The 22486-nt window shown below is 65.7% G+C and carries 21 protein-coding genes; 5 read left to right on the top strand and 16 right to left on the bottom strand.

All coding sequences use genetic code 11. The annotated features are described in order from the left end of the window. Positions 1 to 187 precede the first annotated feature (187 nt). The gene (locus XH81_RS24740; RefSeq protein ID WP_271596422.1) at positions 188 to 964 is read left to right on the top strand and encodes a TIGR03809 family protein; all 777 of its coding nucleotides are present in this window, start codon (positions 188 to 190) and stop codon (positions 962 to 964) included. 128 nt (positions 965 to 1092) lie between these two features. On the opposite strand, the gene XH81_RS24745 is transcribed toward XH81_RS24740, so the two are convergent. From XH81_RS24745 to XH81_RS24770, 6 genes are all read right to left on the bottom strand, one after another. Then, the gene (locus XH81_RS24745; protein WP_212429502.1) at positions 1093 to 2463 is read right to left on the bottom strand and encodes a TIGR03808 family TAT-translocated repetitive protein; all 1371 of its coding nucleotides are present in this window, start codon (positions 2461 to 2463) and stop codon (positions 1093 to 1095) included. Positions 2464 to 2693: 230 nt separating this feature from the next. Continuing rightward, complete coding sequence (locus tag XH81_RS24750; RefSeq protein ID WP_095424614.1) at positions 2694 to 3347, bottom strand: pyroglutamyl-peptidase I; 654 nt, start codon at positions 3345 to 3347, stop codon at positions 2694 to 2696. After that, on the bottom strand, positions 3344 to 4333 hold the full coding sequence (gene meaB, locus XH81_RS24755) for a methylmalonyl Co-A mutase-associated GTPase MeaB (RefSeq protein WP_028143176.1): 990 nt from the start codon (positions 4331 to 4333) through the stop codon (positions 3344 to 3346). The genes XH81_RS24750 and meaB overlap by 4 nt, the downstream gene beginning before the upstream one ends. A 51-nt stretch (positions 4334 to 4384) precedes the next feature. Further along, the gene (locus XH81_RS24760) at positions 4385 to 5896 is read right to left on the bottom strand and encodes a tripartite tricarboxylate transporter permease (protein WP_028143175.1); all 1512 of its coding nucleotides are present in this window, start codon (positions 5894 to 5896) and stop codon (positions 4385 to 4387) included. Between the two features lie 6 nt (positions 5897 to 5902). After that, positions 5903 to 6394: a tripartite tricarboxylate transporter TctB family protein gene (locus XH81_RS24765; protein ID WP_028143174.1), complete on the bottom strand. Its 492-nt coding sequence runs from the start codon at positions 6392 to 6394 to the stop codon at positions 5903 to 5905. Between the two features lie 224 nt (positions 6395 to 6618). Further along, positions 6619 to 7611: a tripartite tricarboxylate transporter substrate binding protein gene (locus XH81_RS24770; protein ID WP_028143173.1), complete on the bottom strand. Its 993-nt coding sequence runs from the start codon at positions 7609 to 7611 to the stop codon at positions 6619 to 6621. 104 nt (positions 7612 to 7715) lie between these two features. Here XH81_RS24770 and XH81_RS24775 point away from each other — a divergent pair, with 104 nt between their 5' ends. Next, the gene (locus XH81_RS24775) at positions 7716 to 8294 is read left to right on the top strand and encodes an SRPBCC family protein (RefSeq protein WP_244439130.1); all 579 of its coding nucleotides are present in this window, start codon (positions 7716 to 7718) and stop codon (positions 8292 to 8294) included. Positions 8295 to 8301: 7 nt separating this feature from the next. On the opposite strand, the gene XH81_RS24780 is transcribed toward XH81_RS24775, so the two are convergent. From XH81_RS24780 to XH81_RS24820, 9 genes are all read right to left on the bottom strand, one after another. Then, on the bottom strand, positions 8302 to 9090 hold the full coding sequence (locus XH81_RS24780) for an RsiV family protein (RefSeq protein WP_028143171.1): 789 nt from the start codon (positions 9088 to 9090) through the stop codon (positions 8302 to 8304). Positions 9091 to 9128: 38 nt separating this feature from the next. Beyond that, positions 9129 to 11285 (bottom strand): methylmalonyl-CoA mutase, encoded by a 2157-nt coding sequence (gene scpA / locus XH81_RS24785; protein ID WP_038974274.1) that lies wholly within the window; start codon positions 11283 to 11285, stop codon positions 9129 to 9131. A gap of 16 nt (positions 11286 to 11301) precedes the next feature. After that, on the bottom strand, positions 11302 to 11766 hold the full coding sequence (locus XH81_RS24790) for a GFA family protein (RefSeq protein WP_028142936.1): 465 nt from the start codon (positions 11764 to 11766) through the stop codon (positions 11302 to 11304). Continuing rightward, positions 11763 to 13634, bottom strand: coding sequence for a methylmalonyl-CoA mutase family protein (locus XH81_RS24795; RefSeq protein WP_028142937.1), 1872 nt, complete (start codon positions 13632 to 13634; stop codon positions 11763 to 11765). Before XH81_RS24795 ends, XH81_RS24790 begins: the two co-directional genes overlap by 4 nt. Before the next feature lie 81 nt (positions 13635 to 13715). Beyond that, a complete protein-coding gene (gene folK, locus XH81_RS24800) occupies positions 13716 to 14207 on the bottom strand; it encodes a 2-amino-4-hydroxy-6-hydroxymethyldihydropteridine diphosphokinase (RefSeq protein ID WP_028142938.1) in 492 nt (163 codons plus the stop codon). Further along, entirely contained in the window at positions 14207 to 14575 is a 369-nt protein-coding gene (gene folB / locus XH81_RS24805) for a dihydroneopterin aldolase (protein WP_027533885.1), read from the bottom strand. The genes folK and folB overlap by 1 nt, the downstream gene beginning before the upstream one ends. Then, the gene (gene folP / locus XH81_RS24810; RefSeq protein ID WP_028142939.1) at positions 14572 to 15432 is read right to left on the bottom strand and encodes a dihydropteroate synthase; all 861 of its coding nucleotides are present in this window, start codon (positions 15430 to 15432) and stop codon (positions 14572 to 14574) included. The genes folB and folP overlap by 4 nt, the downstream gene beginning before the upstream one ends. Before the next feature lie 265 nt (positions 15433 to 15697). Continuing rightward, positions 15698 to 16105: a DUF4332 domain-containing protein gene (locus XH81_RS24815; protein ID WP_028142940.1), complete on the bottom strand. Its 408-nt coding sequence runs from the start codon at positions 16103 to 16105 to the stop codon at positions 15698 to 15700. 26 nt (positions 16106 to 16131) lie between these two features. Next, on the bottom strand, positions 16132 to 16497 hold the full coding sequence (locus XH81_RS24820) for a hypothetical protein (protein WP_018315753.1): 366 nt from the start codon (positions 16495 to 16497) through the stop codon (positions 16132 to 16134). A gap of 351 nt (positions 16498 to 16848) precedes the next feature. On the opposite strand from XH81_RS24820, the gene XH81_RS24825 reads away from it, so the two are divergent. From XH81_RS24825 to XH81_RS24835, 3 genes are all read left to right on the top strand, one after another. Further along, positions 16849 to 18471 carry a helicase HerA-like domain-containing protein gene (locus XH81_RS24825; protein ID WP_028142941.1) on the top strand — a complete coding sequence of 541 codons (1623 nt, stop codon included), beginning with the start codon at positions 16849 to 16851 and terminating at the stop codon, positions 18469 to 18471. Positions 18472 to 18597: 126 nt separating this feature from the next. Then, positions 18598 to 19926 (top strand): glycosyltransferase family 87 protein, encoded by a 1329-nt coding sequence (locus XH81_RS24830; RefSeq protein WP_028142942.1) that lies wholly within the window; start codon positions 18598 to 18600, stop codon positions 19924 to 19926. A gap of 25 nt (positions 19927 to 19951) precedes the next feature. Beyond that, positions 19952 to 21346, top strand: coding sequence for a M20/M25/M40 family metallo-hydrolase (locus XH81_RS24835; RefSeq protein ID WP_271596423.1), 1395 nt, complete (start codon positions 19952 to 19954; stop codon positions 21344 to 21346). A 235-nt stretch (positions 21347 to 21581) separates the two neighbouring features. Here XH81_RS24835 and XH81_RS24840 read toward each other — a convergent pair whose 3' ends face one another. Beyond that, positions 21582 to 22361: a class II aldolase/adducin family protein gene (locus XH81_RS24840; protein WP_028142944.1), complete on the bottom strand. Its 780-nt coding sequence runs from the start codon at positions 22359 to 22361 to the stop codon at positions 21582 to 21584. Positions 22362 to 22486: the final 125 nt, after the last annotated feature.

Raw genomic sequence — 22486 nt, forward strand, 5'->3', positions numbered from 1 at the left:
TCCGCACGACTACGGTGATTGACGACGACTGGCGTGTCGTTGCTGGACAAGTCAAAACTTTTCCACAAAATATTCATGTCGCGTCTAAATTGATTCGTGTGCGTTGCGTCCCCCGCGTCCGTGTTTTCCCCTGACGGGCTGGTTCATGACACATCGCCAAGAGTCTTATTGCGCGTCTGCGCGTGCCGTGGTTGCTGGCCGCGACGTCGCGGCGCGCTGGTGCGCTCTCGCCGAGCAGCGGCTGCAACATCTCTCCGAAATGTTCGAGACCGGCCGCTGGCGCCGTTATCACTCAGAGATCGCATTCCTCGAAAATATCCAGGAAGCCAAGCGCGCGGTCCAGACCTGGCGCGCGCTTGCGACCGGTGCTGACGTCGCCGAGGCCGCTGCAAGCGTGACGCCGGCATTCGGCTGGTCGCCGGCGACCATGCCCCGTGTGTTTCCGCGCGAGCAGCAGGCGCAGATCGTGCAGCCCAAGACCCTGCAGCCCAAGACCCTGCAGCCCAAGACCCTGCACCCAAAGGCCGTCCACATCGCCCCCGAGACCGCCGTGCCGGTCAGGCTCGACCCGAAGCCGGACGTTCTCGCCGAGATCACCGAAGCCCCGATCGCGCCGCTCGCCGCGCCCGCAGCCTCCGCTGCGATGGCGTCGTTTATCGCGCCGGCCGAGATGCCGCCGCTCAGGGCTCCGGCTGCGAGGGCGCCGCTGATCGCACCTGCCGTGAGGTCACCGCTCGCCGCGCCTGCCGCGATGGCGCCGCGCGCTGCGCCTGAAGTGAGGCCGCCGCTGGCTGTGTCTGCCGCGAAGCCGCCGAAGGCCGCGCCTGCCGCGATGGCATCGCTCCTGCCGCAGTTCGCCCCGCCGGCCGCCGAAATCGTCGCAGCCCCCGAGCGCGTCGTCGAATTCACCTTTAGCCTCGACGGCCTTGAAGCCAAGTACCCGCTGCTCAGGAACGCGTTCTAGCCGTTAAGGTGGGGATGGAGGAGAGGCAACCGGCTCTCTTGCACCGTCATCCTGAGGTGCGAGACACGTGGCGCAACGCGCCGCGTGGGGAGCCTCGAAGGATGAACGGCCCAGCTGCAGGCCGATGCCTACCTTCGCACTGCATTGCCGCCGAGCACCACCTGCGCAAATCGTTGCGCGCCGTCGGCTGACAGATCCGAGGTTACGGCCCGCGCGTGATCGAGGCCGACCACGGCGCCGCGCGGGGTCTCGGAGATCATGTTGTTGTTGACCAGCGCCATGCCGGCGCCCGGCACGACGGAGACGCCGACGCCGGCGAGGGCCTTGCGGATCACGTTGCCCGTGATCGCGACGTCGCGCAGATATTTGCCCCAGCCGGCGACGATGCCGTAGGACGGCGCGTTCTCGATCAAATTCCCGGTCACCGAGGTATCCGCCTCGATGTAGATGCCGACGCCGGCGTCGTCGTCGGGCGCGGTGCCGATCGGGCGCTTCGGGATCAGGTTGCGGATGATGTTGCCCTGGACCACCGCGATGCGGCCGCCTTCGTTGAAATTGCAGACGGAGACGCCGACAGCCGCGCCGTCGACCGTGTTGTTGGCGATCACCGCGGCCTCGAACGCAAACTCCGAATAGAGCGCGACCTCGCGCACGTCGCTGACGCTGTTGCCTGATATCTGGATGTTCGAGGCGGAGTTGCCGCGCACGGCGGAGTAATCGCAGTTCCTGATGCGGTTGCCGCGCACGATCACGTTGCCGGCGCGGAAGGCATTGATGGCGTTTCCGTACTGGCCGGAGCCGCCGGGGCCGGCCTTGATGTTCTCGATGCGGTTGTCGGCAACCAGCGTGCCGTCGTCGCCGATCGCGCTGCGCAGGATCTCGATGCCGTTGTCGTTGGTGCCGATGATCGTGTTGCGGGAGACGCTGAGGCCCCTGGCATCGAACGAGACCACCGCGGTCACCGCGATGTCAGTGAAGATGTTACCGGAGATGTCGCCGGACACCTGCTCGAGCCAGATGCCGCTGCCGCCTGAATTCGTGATCTCGCAATCAGTGATGCGCGTATCGCGCCCGCCGAGGACATGGATCAGCCCGCGCCGCGCCGGCAGCGGGATGTTGCCGCCGTCGAAAGTGATGCCGGTGAGGCCAAGGGAGTCCGAACCATCGCTCTGGATCGCCGATGCCCCGCCGGTGAAGACGAATTTTGTCGCCCCGCGGACGCCGATCAATTGTGCGCCGTTCGGCAGCCGGAGCAGCCCGCTGCGGTAGATACCGGGCGGAAACGCCAGCGGCATCTGCGCCCGCGCGGCCTCATCGATCGCGCGTTGCAGCGCGCGGGTCTGATCCTCGCTGCTGCCGGGCCGCACGCCGTATTGCGTGGCATCGCGGCCCAGCAGGGATGTCAGCGGCGCCGCGCGCGCGGCGTCGGCCGGCATGGCGAGGGCGCCCGCGATACCTGCGGTCGAAGCTCCGATGAGATGGCGGCGATTGAGGTCCATGACGCGTCCTCCGGCGGACGCGGGGGTCCGCGCCGACTAGGTAGCGCAGGGCGACCGGGGTCGTGAGGATAGTTCGCGGTAGGGTTAAATGTTTACGCAGAGACGGTGCCGTAGGGTGGGTTAGCCCCGCGGCTGCGCGAAGCGCAGTCCGCGCGGCGTAACTCACCATCTCACCGCGACTACGGTGTGTGCTGAAGCCAAAATGGTGGATTACGCTTCGCTAATCCACCCTACGAAGCCTTGTTCCCTGCCTTCCTTGCCAACGCCACCATCTCCATCAGCATCGCTTCCCCCGCATCCACCAGCTCGTCCAGCGTGATCCGCGGCGCGCCCTTGCGCCGCACTGCACCGCCGCGCGCGAGCAGGGGAATGTGGATGAACGCCGCAAGCTGCGGCCCGCCCGCCTTCACATTCTCGATCGCGCGCCAGCTCAGATAGTTGCAGAGATAGGCGCCGGCATCGCGCGAGGCGCGCGCATCGATGCCGGTGAGGCGCGCGGCGCGCAGCAGCCGTGCCGTGTGCGGACCGAAATTCATCGCGTCGGCATCGCCGGCGATGCCGCGCTTGCTCGATCGGGTGTTGGCGGCATCGGGCCAGAGCATGGTGACGGCGTTGCGGGCGCGGGTCTCGATGCGCAGGTAAGGCGTGCGCGCGGCGAGGCCGAACATCAACAGCGCATCCGGCTTCACCTTCGCGAGCACCTCCGGCAATTGCCGGTCGACTGCGGCATAGGTGACCGGGAAGATGTGGCTGGAGAGCGCGACATCATCGAGGGCCGGACGGCGCAGTTGCGCGAGCCGCGCGACCAGCGGCCGGGTCGGGTTAAAGGGCGCGCCGGGAAACGGGCCGAAACCGGTGAGGAGAATGCGGAGCTTTTCGCTCATTGCAGCAACTCCAGGATCTGCTCGGCGGCGAGGGCCGGCGTGAGATGGCCGTCGGCGACCTCGGTTTCGATCTTCCGGACCTTGCTGCGAACCGGGGCCTCGCTGCGCAGCCGCGCCAGCATCCGTTGCTCCAGCATCGACCACATCCATTTCACCTGCTGCTGACGCCGCCGCGCGGCGAAATCGCCGGACGCGTTCATCGCCTTGCGATGGTCCAGAACCTTCTGCCAGAGCTCGGTGATGCCGGTGCCGGCCAGCGCCGAATAGGTGACGACGGGTGGGTGCCAATGTTCGGACCGCGGCGCCAAAATATGCAGCGCGCCGCGATAATCGGCGGCGGTGACCTTGGCGCGCTTGAGATTGTCGCCGTCGGCCTTGTTGATCGCGATCATGTCGGCGAGCTCGACCAGGCCCTTCTTGATGCCTTGCAGTTCGTCGCCGCCTCCCGGCAGCATCAGTGCGAGGAAGAAATCCGTCATGTCGCAGACCGCGGTCTCGGACTGGCCGATCCCGACGGTCTCGACCAGCACGACGTCGAAGCCCGCCGCCTCGCAGAGCAGCATCGCCTCGCGCGTTTTTGCCGCGACGCCGCCGAGCGTGCCCGAGGACGGCGAGGGGCGGATGAAGGCATCGTCGGATGCTGATAGCCGCGCCATTCGCGTCTTGTCGCCGAGGATCGAGCCGCCGCTGCGTGCCGAGGACGGGTCGACCGCGAGCACCGCGACCTTGTGGCCCTGCTCGATCAGATAGGTCCCGAGCACATCGATGGTGGTGGACTTGCCGACGCCGGGCGACCCCGTGATGCCGACGCGGAACGCTTTGCCGGTGTCGGGCAGCAGCATCTGCACCAGCTCGCGCGCCAGCGCCTGGTGGTCGCCGCGCCGGCTCTCCACCAGCGTGATGGCCCGCGCCAGCGCCGCGCGGCTGCCGGCGCGCAAGTCGCGGGCGAGGGATTTGATGTCCAGCGAGGCCTTCTTCTCAGTCATGCCCTGCTTTACAACGCCGAGGCGGGGCAGGCGAGGGCCGCTCGCCCGGAATCACCTGCTTGTCGCCACCGCCGTCTGCACCGGTTTCATCTTGCGCCAGACCCACACCATCACCGGCCACAGCAGGGCGCCGATCGCCATCGCGGCGAGGATCGCCGCGACCGGGCGCTCGAAGAACGGCAGGATACTGCCGTCGGACTTGATCAGCGAGGTGACGAAGGCCTGTTCGACCATGGTCCCCATGACGATGCCGAGCACCATGGCGGCGACGGGATAGCCGTTCGCCTCCATCACGTAGCCGATCACGCCGAAGGCGGCGACGGTGACGACGCCGAACATGTTGTTGCCGATCGCGAACGAGCCGACCGCGCAGCACAGCATGATGACCGGCATGATCGCGGAGCGCGGCGCCAGCAGGATGTAGGCCGCGACCCGGATCATGGCGATGCCGAGCGGGATCATCATGATGTTCGCGATGATGAACATCAGGTAGATCGCGTACATGCTCGACGCCTTCTCGGTGAACAGCGTCGGGCCCGGATTGAGGCCCTTCATGTAGAGCACGCCGATCGCGATCGCGGCGATGGTGTCGCCGGGGATGCCGAACAGCAGCGAGGGCACCCAGCCCGAAGCGATGCTGGCATTGTTGCTGGCGCCAGCCTCGACCAGCCCCTCGACATGGCCGGTGCCGAATTTTTCCGGCTCCTTGGAGAAGCGCTTCGACATCGCGTAGGAGACCCAGGCGGCCATGTCGGCACCGGCGCCGGGCAGCACGCCGATGATGATGCCGACGATGTTCCCGCGCGTCATCTGCCAGTGATACAGCTTGGTCAGCCTCCACTGGCCGGCCATGATGCTTCCGAATTTTCGCCGCGGCAGCGGCGGCGGCTCGGGCGTTAGCATCGCGCGCATCACCTGCGCCACCGCGAACACGCCGACCAGCGCCGGGATCGGCTCGATGCCGCCGAAGAGATCGGTGAGGCCAAAGGTGAAGCGCGGCACGCCGCCGGGATTCTCGATGCCGATGCAGGACACCAGCAGGCCGAGGAACATGCCGGCGATCGCCTTCACCGGGGAGGAGCGCGCCACCAAGGTGGCGCACATCAGGCCGAGCAGAGCCAGCCAGAAATATTCGAAGGTCGAGAACGACAACGCGATCTCGGCGAGCGGCGGCGCCAGGATCATCAGCGACAGCACGCCGGCGATGCCGCCGACCGCGGAGAACCAGACGCCGGCTCCGAGTGCGAGCTCGGCCTGGCCCTTGCGCGTCATGGCATAGGCCTCGTCGGCATAGGCGGCCGAGGCGGGCGTACCGGGAATGCGCAGCAGTGCGCCGGGAATGTCGCCGGAGAAGATCGCCATCGAGGACGCCGCGACGATGGTTGCGATCGCCGCGATCGGCGAGAGGTAGAAGGTGACGGGGACGAGCAGGGCGGTCGCCATCGTCGCCGACAGGCCGGGCAGCGAGCCGATCACGAGCCCGTACACGGAGGCTGCGAACATTGCGATGATGACCTCCCAGGTGGAGATCAGCGCGAATGCTTCAATCAGGGTCTTGAGCATGGGGGATTACCAGGGCGTCGGCAGCAGGCCGGCAGGCAGCGGCACGCGCAGCAGCTTGCCGAAGATGAGGTGGATGGCGAACGGCGACAGCGCGGCAAGCGGCAGCGCCAGCTTCCACTTCGCACCGAGCGCGGTGGACGTCACATAGACCATGATCGCCGCAGTGATGATGAAGCCGAGCCGGTCGGCGGCGACGACGTAGAACAGCAGCAGCGCCGGCGGCAGCAAGGCGCGCAGGCCGTAGAGCGTGCCCTGCGGCGGTGGAGCGGCGGCCTGGCCGTCCTCCAGCGGGATCAGCTCTTCCTCCTCCTCGAAGGAATGGCCGATCCCCAACACGATCGCGAGCCCGCACAGCGCAAGGCCGCTGCCGATCACGAGCGGAAACACGTTGGGGCCGACCGGCTGGCCCGGCACCGGCGGCAAGATCCAGCCGCCATAGGCAGCCGCAGCACCAAGCACGACGAGAAACGATCCCGTAACGGAGTCGGGAAGACGCATGGGAGAAGTCCTACGTACGATGTTCTCCCTCGCCCCGCTTGCGGGGAGAGGGTTGGGGTGAGGGGGGCTCTCCGCGGGGGAGGTGAGAATTGGATTTGCGGAGACTCCCCCTCACCCGGATCGCATCTGCGATGCGATCCGACCTCTCCCCGCAAGCGGGGAGAGGTTGAAGAAGTGCCGTGACCATCAATCAAAGTCATCTCACGCGTGAGCTATGTGAAACGTCACGCTTTGCTCAAGCCCGCCGCTTTCATCGCTTCGCCCATCTGGGCGTCGCCCTTGTCCATGAAGCCTGCGAACTGGCCGGCATCGCCCCACACGGTGCCGAAGCCGCGATTGCTCATGAAGTCCTTGAACTCAGCGGACTCGTAGACCTTCTTCAGCGCCGCAGTGAGCCTGGTTGCGATCTCCGGCGGCAGGTTCTTCGGGGCGCCGATGCCGCGCCAGGCGCCGGTCGCATAGTCGATGCCCATCGCTTCCTTCAGCGTCGGCACGTCCTTGAAGATCGGGTTGCGCGCGGGGGCCATGATGGCGAGGCTCCTGGCCTTGCCGGCCTCGATGATGGCGCGCGCCTCCGGCACCGAGCAGGTGGTGAGGTCGAGGCCGCCGGCGGCGAGATCCTGCATTGCAGGCGCCGCGCCGTTCGAGGGCACCCAGGCGACCTGGTTGGCGGGCAGGCCCATCGCCTGCATCCAGCCGACCAGCGCCAGATGCCAGATGCCGCCCTGGCCGGTGCCGGAGGCCTTGAACTTGCCGGGAGGCGCCGCCTTGATCGCCTCGGCGAGTTCCTTGACCGTCTTGTAGGGCGACGAGGAGGAGACCTGGATGCCCGGGGGGTCCTCGTTCATCAGCGCCAGCGGCGTGTAACTCTTCGGCGTCAGCTCGGTGAGGCCCTGCCAGTGCATCATCGAGATTTCGACGGTGAGCATGCCGATGGTGTAGCCGTCGGGCTGTGCGGTCGCGATCGCGCTATGGCCGACCACGCCGGAACCGCCGGTGCGGTTGACCACGTTGAAGGGCTGGCCGAGGTCCTTTTCCAGCAGCGCTGCGACGATGCGCGCGGTCGCATCGGTTCCGCCGCCCGCGCCCCATGGCACGATCACGGTGACCGGCCGGGCCGGATAGGCTTGCGCAAGCGCTGGCTTGAAGCCGAAAGCGGCGGATGCCGCAACTGCGGCGGTCGAAGCCGCAAAGGTGCGGCGCGAAATCTTGGACATTGAATCCTCCCAGCGGCGCCCGTGACGTCGGGTGCTCTTCTCAATGCGCCATTCTAGTCGGCTTTGCAGCGCCCCCGCAAGGTAGCGCTACCAACGAGATCGCCATGTTGTGTGAAAACAGCATGCCCATCGGATGGGCAGTCGGAAATCGGGTGGGTTTTGCCCGCGCAATTCGCCAACCTCTGCGCGTAACGAAATCCAAAGGCAAGCCACCGATGACCCAAGCTTATTACAGCGCCGTGCTGGACCGCCCGCTGGACGAAGTCTGGTCGCTGATCCGCGACTTCAACAACTATCCCGCTTACATCGACGGCGTGAGCGAGAGCGAGATCGAAGACGACAAGCGCGGCGATGAAGTCGGCGCCGTCAGACGCTTCTGCTATCTCGGAAACTGGATCCGCCAGCGCCTGGTCGATCACTCGGACCGGCAGCATACCCTGACCTATGCCGGTCTCGAAGCGCTGCCGTATCCGCAAGATGACGGAAGCCAGACGCCGGCGCCGACGCGCTATCAAGGCACCATGCATCTGCGCCCGATCGTCGAGGGCGATCGTACCCTCATCGAATGGTCGGTCTCCCTTGATACCGAGCCGGCGGATGCCGATCGCTGGCAGGCGCTATTCGCCTCCTGGATTCCCGATTGGACGGACTCACTTGCGCGGACGCTGGCGCGGGCCAGTTAGCGACCGCTCACGGCTCCTCGGCGTCACCCTTCGGCCGCGCGCCGCCGAAGATGCGCGCGCCTTCCGCGGTCCAATAAGGCTTCAGCGTTTCCCACGGCACGAAGGCGACATACTCGCCCTCGACGTAGGGGCCGACGGCGTAGGGCGGATAGTGGAAGGTCAGCCCGGAGCTCTTGCCCGCCTCGGTCGAGGGCGCGAGCGTCACCGCACCGACCTTGAGCAGGCTCGGCGCGACGCCCTTGAACCATTCGTCAGTCGCGGTCTCGCCGGCATCGCGCTTTTTCTTCTCGGTGCGGAGCGAGGCGATGATGGCCTTCACCATCGCCTTCATCGTCGCCCCGTTATCGGCGGTCTCGGTGAAGAGCGGGCGGATCGAGATGCGCTTGTTGTCGGCCTTGTCCCACAGGATCGTATCCACGTTCGAATTGGGATGGGCGCCATGGGTGTTCATGTAGTCGTTGCGGAGGATGCTGACGTAGCGGTCGGCGACGACCGAGCGGATCTCATATTTGCGCTCGAAATCCCAGCCGCCGTCCTTGAAGAACTGCGGATCGGCTTTGCGCGAGGCGGCCGCTTCGGCGGCGTTCTTGTCGAGCCATTTCTTGCCCTCGGCCAGGCAATCCGCCGCCAGCGCCGCATCCGCCTTGATCTTGTCGTCGAGGAACACGCGGGCCTCGATGCTCTTGGTCTTGATGACGGCGTCTGGCTTGGGGTCGGCGGCGTGGGCGGGACCGAACAATGCGCTGCAAACTGCGGCAGCAGCGAGCGCGCGCATGAACGTGGGCGCGAAAAACATCACGCAAATTCCTTCTTGTCGGGAAGTAGACGGCGAAGCTATTCCGCCGCCTCGCTATGCCCGAGCCGCGCATTCAGCTTGCGGATCAACTCCTCGGCGGCGTCCGCAATCACGGTGCCCGGCGGGAAGATCGCTTCGGCGCCGGCGGCATAGAGCGCGTCGTAGTCCTGCGGCGGCACCACGCCGCCGACGATGATCATGATGTCGTCGCGGCCCTGCTTCTTCAGCGCGGCCTTCAGCTCCGGCACGGCGGTGAGATGGGCCGCGGCGAGCGAGGAAACGCCAAGGATGTGCACGTCGTTCTCGACGGCCTGTCGCGCGGCCTCGTCGGCGGTCGCAAACAGCGGCCCGATGTCGACGTCGAAGCCGATGTCTGCGAATGCCGACGCGATCACCTTCTGGCCGCGGTCGTGGCCGTCCTGGCCGATCTTGGCGACGAGGATGCGCGGACGGCGACCCTCGGCTTCCTCGAAGGCATCGATCAGCGCCTGAACCTTCTCGACCTGATTGCCCATGCTGGACGCCTCCCGCTTGTAGACGCCGGTGATGGATTTGATCTCGGCGCGGTGCCGGCCGAACACCTTCTCCATCGCGTCCGAAATCTCGCCGACGGTTGCTTTCGCTCGCGCCGCGTCGATCGCGAGCGCCAGCAGATTGCCGTTGCCTTCGCCGGCCGAGCGCGTGATCGCAGCGAGGGCGGCATCGACGTCGTTCTGGTTGCGCTCGGACTTCAGCCGCGTCAGCTTGTCGATCTGCAGCCGACGAACATTGGTGTTGTCGACCTTCAGAATTTCGATTTTGTCCTCGTCGGTGGGCTTGTACTTGTTGACGCCGATCACCGCCTGCTTGCCGGCGTCGATCCGGGCCTGCGTCTTGGCCGAGGCTTCCTCGATGCGCAGCTTCGGCAGGCCGGCCTCGATCGCCTTCGCCATGCCGCCGAGCTCCTCGACCTCCTGGATGTGGCCCCACGCTTTCGCCGCGAGGTCGCGCGTGAGACGCTCGACATAATAGGAGCCGCCCCAGGGGTCGATGATGCGGGTGGTGCCGCTCTCCTGCTGCAGGAACAGCTGGGTGTTGCGGGCGATGCGCGCAGAGAAATCGGTCGGCAGCGCCAGCGCTTCGTCGAGCGCGTTGGTGTGCAGCGACTGGGTGTGGCCTTGTGTCGCCGCCATCGCCTCCACCGTCGTGCGCATCACGTTGTTGAAGACGTCCTGCGCTGTCAGCGACCAGCCCGAGGTCTGGGAATGCGTGCGCAGCGACAGTGAGCGCGGGTCCTTCGGGTTGAACGGCTTCAGAAGCTTTGCCCAGAGCAGGCGCGCGGCGCGCAGCTTGGCGACTTCCATGAAGAAGTTCATGCCGATCGCCCAGAAGAACGACAGCCGCGGCGCGAAGCGGTCGACATCCAGGCCCGCGGCAAGGCCGGCGCGCAGATATTCGACGCCGTCGGCGAGCGTATAGGCGAGCTCGAGGTCCTGCGTCGCGCCGGCCTCCTGCATGTGATAGCCGGAGATCGAGATCGAATTGTATTTCGGCATCTTCTGCGAGGTGTAGGCGAAGATGTCCGAGATGATCCGCATCGAGGGCGCGGGCGGGTAGATGTAGGTGTTGCGCACCATGAACTCTTTCAGAATGTCGTTCTGAATGGTGCCTGAGAGCTTTTCCGGCGGCACGCCCTGTTCCTCGGCGGCCGCGACGTAGAGCGCGAGGATCGGCAGCACAGCGCCGTTCATGGTCATGGATACGCTCATCTGGTCGAGCGGGATCCCCGCGAACAGCGTGCGCATGTCGTAGATGGAATCGATGGCGACGCCGGCCATGCCGACATCGCCGCCGACCCGCGGATGATCTGAGTCATAGCCGCGATGGGTGGCGAGGTCGAAGGCGACCGAGAGACCCTTCTGCCCGGCGGCGAGGTTGCGGCGGTAGAACGCGTTGGAATCCTCCGCCGTGGAGAAGCCGGCATATTGCCGGACCGTCCAGGGCTGGTTGACATACATGGTCGGGTAGGGACCGCGCAGGAACGGCGCGATGCCTGGCCAGGTCTCAAGGAAATCGAGCCCGGCGAGATCGGCCTCGCCATAAGCGGGCTTCACTGAGATGCCCTCGGGCGTCAGCCACGGCTCGGCGCTGCCTGACGGCGCGGCGGTCGTGGCGCGCTCGAAGGCGACATCAGCGAAATTGGGAATGCGGCTCATGGTTTCAACCATATCCTCAATCATGATCCGGATGCTGATGGCTGACGATGGTTGCCATCTTCTCCGGTCCGTAATTCTGTTGCGTGGTCTGGCTCGGCAAATTGGCGATGCCGACCACCCAGCCGAGACGGGATTCGGTGCCGAACTGTCGCGTCGGAATGATCTGGTCAGGACGGTCGAAGGCGCCGGTCATGATCTCGATCCGGTCGCCGCCGATGCGGCCGAAGCTAAGCGGCGTGCCGCAGCCGGCGCAAAAGCCGCGTTCGGCGATCGACGAGGAGCGGAAGAACGACGGCTGCCCCTTGGTCCAGGCAAAGTCCGTCTTGTTGATGTCGGCAAAGGAAGCGAACGGCGCGCCGGCCGCCTTCTGGCACATGCGGCAGTGGCAGATCGAAATCCTGGTTGGCGCCGTCGTGACGCCAAAGCGCACGGCCCCGCATTGGCAGCCGCCGCTGAGAACTGGTTTGCCTGGTTCGGTCATTTCTGCTCCATCCGTCGATAGGCGTCTTGCAATGTCGCAAGCGCATCGCCTCCGGCGAAGACAAAACCCGTGACGCCGGCGGCCCGCAGCGCCGCCTCGGTCTCGCTCGGGCGGCCTGCCAGATAGATATGTCCCCCGCCGGCCGTTTGCAGGGCCTTCGCTGCAGCTTCGGCGTGTTCCGCATAGACCTTGTCACTGGAACAAAGACAGGCAAGCTCGGCGCCCGAAGTCTTGAAGGCGGCGGCGAGCTTGGCCGGATCGGCAAAGCCCTCGTTGTCGACAGCCTGGATGCCGCCGGCCTCGAAGAAGCTCTTGGCGAAAGTCGCGCGCGCCGTGAAATCGGCGGCCGTGCCGAGATTGGCCAGGAACACTTTTGGCCGCGCACCACGCGACTTGAGTGCTGCATCCGACTTGTCGCGCAGCGCCTCGAACGGTTCCGCCAGCCGGATCGGCGGCAGCGCATCGAACTTGTATTTCTGTTCCCCGTAAGGCGCGAGCGCAACCGGCGTTGCCTTCAGCACCGTGGCTTCGCTCTCGTGCAGGTTCGGAAACTCGCTGGCGCCGGTCAGCACGTCGCGGCGCTTTGCGATGTTGGCGTCACGCGCTTTTCGCGCGGCCGCGACCTTGCTCTGGAATACGCCTTGCTGAAGCGCGGCGAAGGCGCCGCCGGCTGTCTCGCTCTCCTGGAACAGCGCCCAGGCCGCCTCGCAAAGCTGCGCGCTCAGCGTCTCGATGCCGCCTGCGCCGGCGGCGGGATCAGAGACCTTGGCGAGGTTGCTCTCTTCCAGCAGCAGGGCTTGCGTGTTGCGCGCCACGCGGCGTGCGAACGGGTCGGGCAGGCCGAGCGCCAGCGTGTGCGGCAGCACGGTGATCGCGTTGGCACCGGCAAGCCCTGCCGCGAATGTCGCGATGGTCGCCCGCAGCATGTTCACATAGGGATCGCGCTGCGTCAGCATGCGCCAGGCCGTATCGGCGGCGATGAACAATGGCTTGGGCGTCAGCCCGCACGCTGTTTCGATACGCGCCCACAACAGCCGCAGCGCGCGGAATTTGGCCATGGTCAAAAACTGGTCGGCATCCGCGGCAAGCCGCGCATAGACCATGCCTTGCGCGGCGTCCAGCGGAATGCCGGCGCCTTCGATCGCGCGGAGATAAGCGACGCCGCAGGCGAGCACGAAGGCGAGTTCCTGCACCTCGGAGCCGCCGGCATCGTGGATCACGCGTCCGTCGGCGGACGCGAACGGTCCCTTGAAGCCGAGCCCGGCGAGGCCCTTGATCGCGCCGGTGACGGCGGGAGCGATCTCCTCCCAGGTATAGGGGCTGTGGCCCCACACCGCGCCGGCCGCGAGCGGATCGAGGCCGAAGCGAATGTTGCAGGCGGCGGGATCGAGGCCATTGCTCTTCACATATTCCGCGACGTGGATCGCGGCCATCCGCGATTGCGGACCGATCTCGAGATCGAGGCCGATGCCGGCATCGAGATGGATGTCCTTCAACACCTTTGCTACGGCCTCGGCCGACGGTTCCAGACCGAAACCGCGAGCACCATTGGCGCCGGCGAACACCAGCGCGAGCCCCGTCGCGCCGTTCTCCAGGTCCTGCAAAGCCTGCGCATTCGCGAGCGCCGCATCGGGATGGTCGATCCGCTGCACGATTTGCCAGGGCGCCGCCGCCGGCCGTCCCATCACGGGCGCAACGCCCTTGGCGCGCGGATAGAGCGGTTCGATCTTGATTCCGTCGTAGGTCTTGCCGACCAGCTTCTCGAACGGCGCGCCCTTCAGCACGCCGTCGACCAGCTTGCGCCAGTCCTCGACGCTCGCCTTGGGAAAATCGGCCGCCAGCGGCAGGTCGTCGGTCACGGAGGTCATGCGGCCAAGGGCTCCCAAACGTATCGTTATTCGCAGGCGAAATTGCCACGGCGGGCCGCCCCTGCAAACGGTTGTTTTTGGTTAACCGGTATCCGGAAGCCGCTCAATGCCTTGCGTCGAGACGCTGGCGAGCCCGTCACGCACTGGAATGCCCGAGATCACGCGGTCCGGCGCGATTTCGGCCAGCGGTACCAGCACGAAAGCGCGCTCGAACAGGCGCGGATGCGGCAGGGTCAGATCCGGCTTCTGCAAGCTGACATCGTCATAGGCGATCATGTCGAGATCGACCGTGCGCGGGCCCCAGCGCCGCTCCTTGTCCCGCGTGCGGCCGAATTTCTGCTCGACCTTCTGCAGCACGAACAGCAGAGCGTGCGGATCGAGGCCGGTCTCGATCTCGATGCAGGCATTGATGAAGGGAGCCTGCTCCTCGTCGCCCCACGGCGGCGTCGCATAATCCGAGGATCGCGCGATTAGCGCAGCTTGCGCCATGCCGCAGATATGGGCGATCGCCTTGGCGAATGTCGCGCGGACATCGCCGACATTGCCGCCGAGTGCGATCAGCACGCTTGCCATCAGGGGTGCCGCGAGCGCGTCAGCATGATGCCGACGTCGTCGAAGATCGCGGCGATCGGCGCATGCGGCTTGTGCACGGTGATCTTCACGGCGCGGATGCGCGGGAAGTGCGACAGGATGGCGTCGGCCACCGCGCCGGCCGCGCGCTCCAGGAGCTTGTAATTGGTATTCTTGAACGCCGCCGTCGTCGTCGCCACGACGTCGGCGTAGGACACCGTGTCGGCGAGCCGGTCGCTGCGCGAGGGCTCCGACAGGTCGGTATAGAGTTCGAGATCGATGACGAAGCGCTGGCCGACTTCGGTCTCGTGATCCATCACGCCGTGGCGGGCGTGGATCGACAGGCCGGTGACGAAGATCGTATCGGTCATTGCTTGCCCTCGATTGCGTTCGCTACCCGCAGCGCCTGCAGGGTCTCGGCGACGTCATGAGTCCGGATGATCTTCGCGCCGCGTTGCGCGGCGATCAGATGCGCGGCGATCGAGCCGGCGAGCCGCTCCTTCGGCTCCGACGGCGACACCGAGGCGATGAAGCGTTTGCGCGAGGCACCGACGAGGATCGGCAGGCCGAACATCTCGAATTCGCGCAAGCGTGCCAGCGCGGTCATGCTCTGCTCGGCGGTCTTGCCGAAGCCGATGCCGGGATCGAGCACGATTTTTTCGCGCGCGATGCCGGCCTTTGCGGCGATGTCCAGCGAGCGCAGGAAGAACGTCTTCATGTCCGTGATGATGTCGATGGCGGGATCGGCGTCGTCGCGGTTGTGCATGACGATGACGGGAACGCCTCTTGCGGCCACCAGCGGCGCCATCGCGGCGTCGCGTTGCAGACCCCAGACGTCATTGGCGATCGCCGCGCCCTGGTCGAGCGCATAGGCCACCACCTCCGCCTTCATGCTGTCGATCGACACGGGCACGCCGAGGGCCACGACGCCCGCCAGCACCGGCTTGAGCCGGGCCAGCTCGCTTTCCGCCGTGACGGCCTTCGCACCCTTGTAGGGCCGGGTGGACTCGGCGCCGATATCGATGATGTCGACGCCATCCGCGATCATCGCCCGCGCCCGCGCGAGCGCCTGCTCGGGCCCGATGAACTCGCCGCCGTCGGAGAAGGAATCCGGGGTGATGTTGAGCACGCCCATCACCGCCGGGATCGGTCGTTCCAGCAGTTTCCGCAGCGCATCTGGCCCGGCCGAGCCGGCCGGCGGGACGGATGGGGAGGGCGAGGCATTCATGTGGGTGGCTTTGCGCGGTCGGCGAGGGGGAGTCAAGGCGGGATGGCGGTGTCGGCGGGCGGCATCGATATTGTGGCACTCTCGCGCATCACCCCAGCTGTCGTCCCGGCGAACGCCGGGACCCATACCCCCAGGGTAAAGTTTGGCGAAGACTCGTAGTCCGGTACTGCCACCGTCTGTGACCGATAGATTCCGCGGTATGGGTCCCGGCGTTCGCCGGGACGACACCGAAAAGGTGGCGCGGGAATCCGTTCTCGAAAGACCCCTAATACGTGATCTTCGGCGGCAGCTTCTTCGCCTTGGCGATGATGTCGCCGACCGACTTCTCCGAAGGCAGGATGCGCAGCAGCTTCTTCTTCTCGTTGGCGTCGCGCATGCTCTGGGCGAGCCTTGCCGGATTCCGATAGGCGAGCTCGCGCACGGTGGTGACGCCGGCGGCGCGGACCAGGCCGACCTTGGCCCGGCCCATGCCGGGGATACGCATGTAGTCGGAGACGTTGGCCCATTCCAGCAGCAGCTGCTCGCTGATGCCGGTCTTGGCGGAAAGCGCTTTGCGGCCCTTCACCGTGCCGGCCGCCTCGAGCAGCCCGTCGGTGGTGCGGATACCTTGCGCCTTCAACTTGTTGGCGGCAAAGACCGACAGGCCCTCAATCTCGGAGATCGGATATGTCATGATACTCGATATGAATTGCCAAAGCTTCAGGCGAACTGGCTGAGGCCTGGCGTCCCCGCAACGATCTTGCCCATCTGATCTGCTCCGATTTTGTCTCGGCCGAAGCGGAAAAGTTCACGGGCGACGTTTTGAATTTCGGACATGCCGAGCCCCAGGCCCATCAGGCGCGTGCCGACCGCCATCAAGCCGCCGCCCATCAGCCGCGACAGTCCGCCGCCGCTCCTGGATGCCTCGATCGCGGCTTCCGCTCCAGGGATCTGGTCGATCAGGGCCTGCACGCTATCGGAAGGACCCTCGTTGCGGAGGAAGCCCAGGATAATGCCGACGCTCTTTTCAGCGACAGCACTATCTATGCTGGCGTTTGTCGCCAGCCGCCCGATCAGCTCGTCCATAAGGCCCGCCCCTCAGCCGGTTTGCTTGCCGGAGTATTTCTTTCGAAAATGATCTTGAGCCGGTGTGATGTGAAATTCAAGCGATGAACGCACGCGCCGTGGCGATTCACCTTCGAACGCGCGAAAGGTGTTGCAGCGGTGCAAGAGCGGAGATGGAATCGGCGAAAAATTGCCGCGTTGCGAACAGCTCGTTCCTACTTTCGGCTGATACCGTCCGTCTGTTTCCGACAATGTCGCATGCTTGGAGCGCGTTGAACCGTTTTAATCGGTGCGCGACATGCGTTAAACTACGGAACTGGAGCATTCGAGTTTCGGTACGCGAAACCCGGCAAGAAGAGATCAGAGAGAATAATGACCGCACAGGACAGCAAGCTCGGCGATACCGACGACAAGATCTTCGTCGGCAAGGGAGAGGAGCAGGCCTGGCTGACGCTGGCGCTCGCCAATCGCCACGGCCTCGTCACAGGTGCAACCGGAACCGGTAAGACTGTGACGCTGCAGGTGATGGCGGAAGGATTTGCGCGCGCCGGTGTTCCAGTCTTCGCCGCCGACATCAAGGGCGACCTCTCCGGCATCTCCGAGGTCGGCGAAGCCAAAGACTTCATCGTCAAGCGCGCCTCCGGAATGGGGCTGAATTTCCAGCCCGATCAGTTCTCGACGGTGTTCTGGGACGTGTTCGGCGAGCAGGGCCATCCGGTGCGCGCGACCGTCACGGAAATGGGGCCGCTTCTGCTCGCACGCATGCTCGACCTCAACGACGTGCAGGAAGGCGTGCTCAACGTTGCCTTCCGCGTCGCCGACGACGCCGGGCTGACCCTGATCGACATGAAGGATCTGCGCGCGCTGCTCGATGCCATCGTGCCCGATAGCGGGAAGAAGGGGGCGGACGCGGAGGAGGATCCGCTCGCAGCCATCCGCAAGGCCGCGCAGGGGTTCGGCAACGTCACCAAGGCCACCGTCGGCACCATCCAGCGCCAGCTGCTGGTGCTCGAGAACCAGGGCGGCACCAAATTCTTCGGCGAGCCGGCGCTGACGCTGAAGGACTTCATGAAGACCGACCGCGACGGCCGCGGCATGGTCAACATCCTGGTCGCCGACAAGCTGCTGCAGAACCCCCGACTTTACGCGACATTCCTGCTGTGGATGTTGTCGGAGCTTTTCGAGGAGCTGCCCGAGGCCGGCGATCTGCCCAAGCCGAAGCTCGTGTTCTTCTTCGACGAGGCGCATCTGCTGTTCAACGATGCGCCCAAGGCGCTGATGGACAAGATCGAGCAGGTGGTCCGCCTGATCCGCTCCAAGGGCGTCGGCGTCTACTTCGTGACGCAAAACCCGGTCGACGTCCCCGACCGCGTGCTCGGACAGCTCGGCAACCGGGTGCAGCACGCACTGCGCGCCTTCACCCCGCGGGACCAGAAGGCGGTCGCCGCTGCGGCCCAGACCTTCCGGCCCAACCCGAAGCTCGACACTGCCAAGGTGATCATGGAGCTCGGCAAGGGCGAGGCGCTGGTGTCCTTCCTCGAGGGCAACGGCACGCCGGCGATGGTGGAGCGGGTGATGATCCGGCCGCCGTCGGCTCGCATCGGGCCGATCACGCCGGACGAGCGCAAGGCGATCATGGCTGCGAGCCCGGTGAAGGGCAAATACGACACCGCCGTCGACGAAGAATCCGCCTACGAGATGATCCAGAAGCGCATTGCCGGCACGGCGGCCACCGCGGACGGCCCGGCTGGCGGAAATGGCGGCGGCCTTCTCGGCCAGATCGGCTCGATCGTCGGCACCATCTTCGGCACCAACGTCAAGCGCGGCCGCCTGTCGACCGGCCAGGTCATTGCGCGGGACGTGACGCGATCGGTCACCAACCAGGTGATCGGCGGGATGGCCGCCAATATCGGCAAGTCGGTCGGTGGCCAGCTCGGCGGCTCGATCGGCCGTACGCTGGTTCGCGGCGCGCTCGGCGGATTGCTGCGGCGGTAGGCAGGCCGCTTTGGGCAATTCCGCTTGCCGTTGCCCGAGGCCACCACCGGTACAATTTCAGGTGAGGGGCTCTCCAAGCCTGCGCCGGTCTGCTACGTCCTGTTCGCCGCCGCACAGGACCACTCCGTGACCCCGCCCGCCCCGTTAGCCAAGCCTGACGCGCCCCGACACCTGTCGCTGCGCGCGCCGCTGGATCTGCTGTTTCTGTTCTGCTGCGTCCTGCTCGCCGCCGACGTGCTCGTTCCCGAGATCTTCGGCAGCGGCAAGACCAAGGATTACCCGCTGTGGCTGTGGGCCGGGCAGCAGGTCCTGCAGGGTGAGCCACTCTATCCCGCCACGGCCGTCGAGTATTTCGAGTTCATCTATCCGCCGTTGCCGGCGATCCTGCTGGCGATCCCGAGCTGGTTCGGCAAGATCCCGCTCTATGTCGTCCTGTCGATCCTGAACGCCGTAGCGTGGTGGTACACCGGGACGTTCTCCCAGGTCATGGCCGGCTCGGGGCGCAGCCCCGGCCGCTGGCTGGAGGCGCTGCCCGCCGTCGTCACCGTGCCCTTCGTGTTCGACATGTTCGACCTCGGCCAGCCGAACCTCGTCCTGCTGGCCATGATGCTCTACGGTTTCTGGAGCTTGCGGCACCAACGTCCCTGGCTTGCGGGCTTCATGTTCGCGCTCGCCGCTGCCATCAAGGTGTTTCCGATCGCGGTCCTGCCGTATCTGGTCTGGCGGCGGAAATGGGCGGCGGCCGCCGCCACGGTCGCCTTCACCGGCATCCTTCTCTATGTGGTGCCGGCGCCGATCCGCGGCTTCGAGCGCAACGCGGCCGAGCTTGCGACCTGGTATCAGGGCATGGTCGGAACGAGCTCGGAAAAGGGCTTTGGCCAGCGTGACGAGCAGAACTGGTCGTGGGTCAACCAGTCCCTCATCGCCGTCACGCATCGCCTGGTCCGTCCGATCAACTTCAATCTGGAGGATCCCGGCAAGCCGCCACGCACGATGAACATCATCGACGTCGACTACAGGACGGCGAACTGGATCGTGCTGGTGCTGTCGGCCTTGCTCGGGCTCGGCTTCGTCGCGATCATGCCGCAGCAAGCACGGCGAACGGCGCGCTCGGATGCGGAGGAACTCGCCATCCTGTTCTGCCTGATCACGGTGGCCTCGCCTTTGGCACGGCAATACTACTTCATGTGGCTGTTCTTCCCGATGACGGTGCTGATGCATCGCGCCGCCTTCGACGAGCGGGCGAATGTGCGTCTCGGAACCTGGCTCGCGCTCGGCGCGGCCGGCATTCTCATGCTGCTGGCGCTGCCGTGGTTTCCAACTGTCCTCCAGGCCTGGGGCAACAATCTCCTCGCGACCGCCGTTCTTGCAGGTAGTCTTGCATGGCACATCCGGCATCCGCCCGTTGCGGCTGGCTCCGAGCCTGCGACGGCGCTAAAACCCGGTACCTCTTGAGACTCGAATGTCAGGACCCACAATCATGGCCAATGCGCAGCTTCAATCCGTGCTCGACCACATCGACAAGGATTTCGACAACAGCCTGGAGCGCCTGTTCGCGCTGCTCCGGATCAAGTCGATCTCCGCCGATCCGGCCTTCGCCGGGGATTGCAAGGCGGCGGCCGAGCATCTCGCCAAGGACATCGCGAGCCTCGGCGTCGCCACTGAAGTGAGGCCGACGGCCGGGCATCCCGCCATCGTCGGCAAGACCGGTGCCGGTGGACGGCCGCATGTGATCTTTTACGGCCATTACGACGTGCAGCCGGTCGACCCGCTCGATCTCTGGCACCGTCCGCCGTTCGAGCCCGTCGTCACCGATCATGCCGACGGCCGCAAGATCATCGTCGCGCGCGGCGCCGAGGACGACAAGGGCCAGGTGATGACCTTCGTCGAAGCCTGCCGCGCCTGGAAGAAGGTGACGGGCTCGCTGCCGGTCGACATCACCTTCCTGATCGAAGGCGAGGAGGAGGTCGGCTCGAAGAATTTCGTGCCCTTCATTGAGGCCAACAAGGACGAGTTCAAGGCCGACTACGTGCTGGTCTGCGACACCGGCATGTGGGACCGCAACACGCCGGCGATCACGACCTCGCTGCGCGGCCTGCTCTACGAAGAGCTGAAGATCACCGCCGCCAATCGCGATTTGCATTCCGGCGTGTTCGGCGGCAGCGCGATGAACCCGATCCGGGTGCTCACCAAAATTCTGGGCGGCCTGTTCGACGACGACAACCACATCACCATTCCCGGCTTCTACGACGGCGTGAAGGACCTGCCGCCCGATATCCTGGAGCAGTGGAAGAAGCTCAATCTGACGCCGGAGATGTTCCTCAAGCCGATCGGCCTGTCGATCCCCGCTGGCGAGAAGGGACGCCTGCTGATCGAGCAGGCCTCATCGCGCCCGACCTGCGACGTCAACGGCATCTGGGGCGGCTATATCGGCGAGGGCTCCAAGACGGTGATCCCGTCGCATGCTTCGGCCAAGGTCTCGTTCCGCCTGGTCGAGGGGCAGGACCCGCAAAAGATCCGCAAGGCGTTCCGCGACTACGTGACGGCGCGCATTCCCGGCGACTGCAAGGTCGAGTTCGGCGACCATTCCGCCGCGCCCGCTGTCGCGCTCGACTGGAACATGAAGCCGCTCGCCGCCGCCAGCAAGGCGCTGACGGAGGAATGGGGCAAGGAGACCGTGCTGATGGGCTCCGGCGCCTCGATCCCGATCGTCGCCGACTTCAAGCGCACGCTTGGCCTCGACTCGCTGCTGGTCGGATTCGGATTGGACGACGACAACATCCATTCGCCGAACGAGAAGTACGATCTTCGCAGCTTCCAGAAAGGCATCCGCTCCTGGGCCCGCATCCTCGCGGCGCTGGCGGAGGTGAAGTAGGGCACGGGGCCGTAGGGAGCTGCATTAGGGTGGGCAAAGGCGCGCAGCGCCGTGCCCACCAATCTCTCAGTGATTATGAAAGAACGTGGGCACGCTCCGCTTTGCCCACCCTACGGCTCTGTTGTCGTGGCGACCACCGCCCCAAAATAAAAACGCCGCCCGGAATTGGGCGGCGTTTCATTCCAAAAGGCGTAGAGGTTCGTTGGGCGCTACTCTACACCAAATCCCGAAAATCTCAAGACCGGTAGCCCGGAAGCTCGCGGTCGAGCTTGCGCAGCAGCGGCGGCCACACGAGGTTGGTGGCGCGCAGCTCGGCGCGGTCGCGGTTGGCGAGCAGCTCGGTGTTCTTGTCGATAGCAATATCGTCGACCGGATAGACCGGCGTGCCGAGCGCGCGCGTGCGCACCTGCATCGAGCAGGCGCGCTCGAGGTGATACATGCGCTCGAAGGCGGAGGCGACCGAGCGGCCGACGGTGAGCGTGCCGTGATTGCGCAGCAGCATGTGGTTGTGGTCGCCGAGATCCTTCTGCAGCCGCGGCCGCTCGTCGTGATCGAGCGCGATGCCTTCATAGTCGTGATAGGCGAGGTCGTGGGTGACGAGCTGGGCGGTCTGGTTCAGCGGCAAGAGGCCCTCCGCGCTGCTCGACACCGCGGTGCCGTCGAGGGTGTGGAGATGCAGCACGCAGATCGCGTCCTCGCGCACCTCGTGGATCGCCGAATGGATGGTGAAACCCGCCGGGTTGATGCTGTATTCGCTCTCGGAGAGCTGGTTGCCGTGCAAATCGACCTTGACGAGGCTCGAGGCGGTGATCTCGTCGAACATCAGCCCATAGGGATTGATGAGAAAATGATGGTCGGGGCCGGGCACGCGCGCGGAGATGTGGGTATCGACCAGATCGTCCCAGCCGTACAGCGCGACAAGGCGGTAGCAGGCGGCGAGATTGACCCGTTGCTGCCACTCAGCCTCCGTCATATCAGACGGCACTTCCTTCAGGCGCGCTTCCGCTGGCGACATGGCTGATCTCTCCGAACATCGTTGTTGCGGGGAGGGAGCGTAGTACCGCTCGTGGCAAGCAGCAAGGCGCGACAAGCGCGCGGCAGTCAAGCGCAGCCCGCATGAGCGGAACGACATGCGGGGCC

It is taken from the genome of Bradyrhizobium sp. CCBAU 25360 (assembly GCF_028128695.1).
GTDB classification, from domain to species: domain Bacteria; phylum Pseudomonadota; class Alphaproteobacteria; order Rhizobiales; family Xanthobacteraceae; genus Bradyrhizobium; species Bradyrhizobium ottawaense.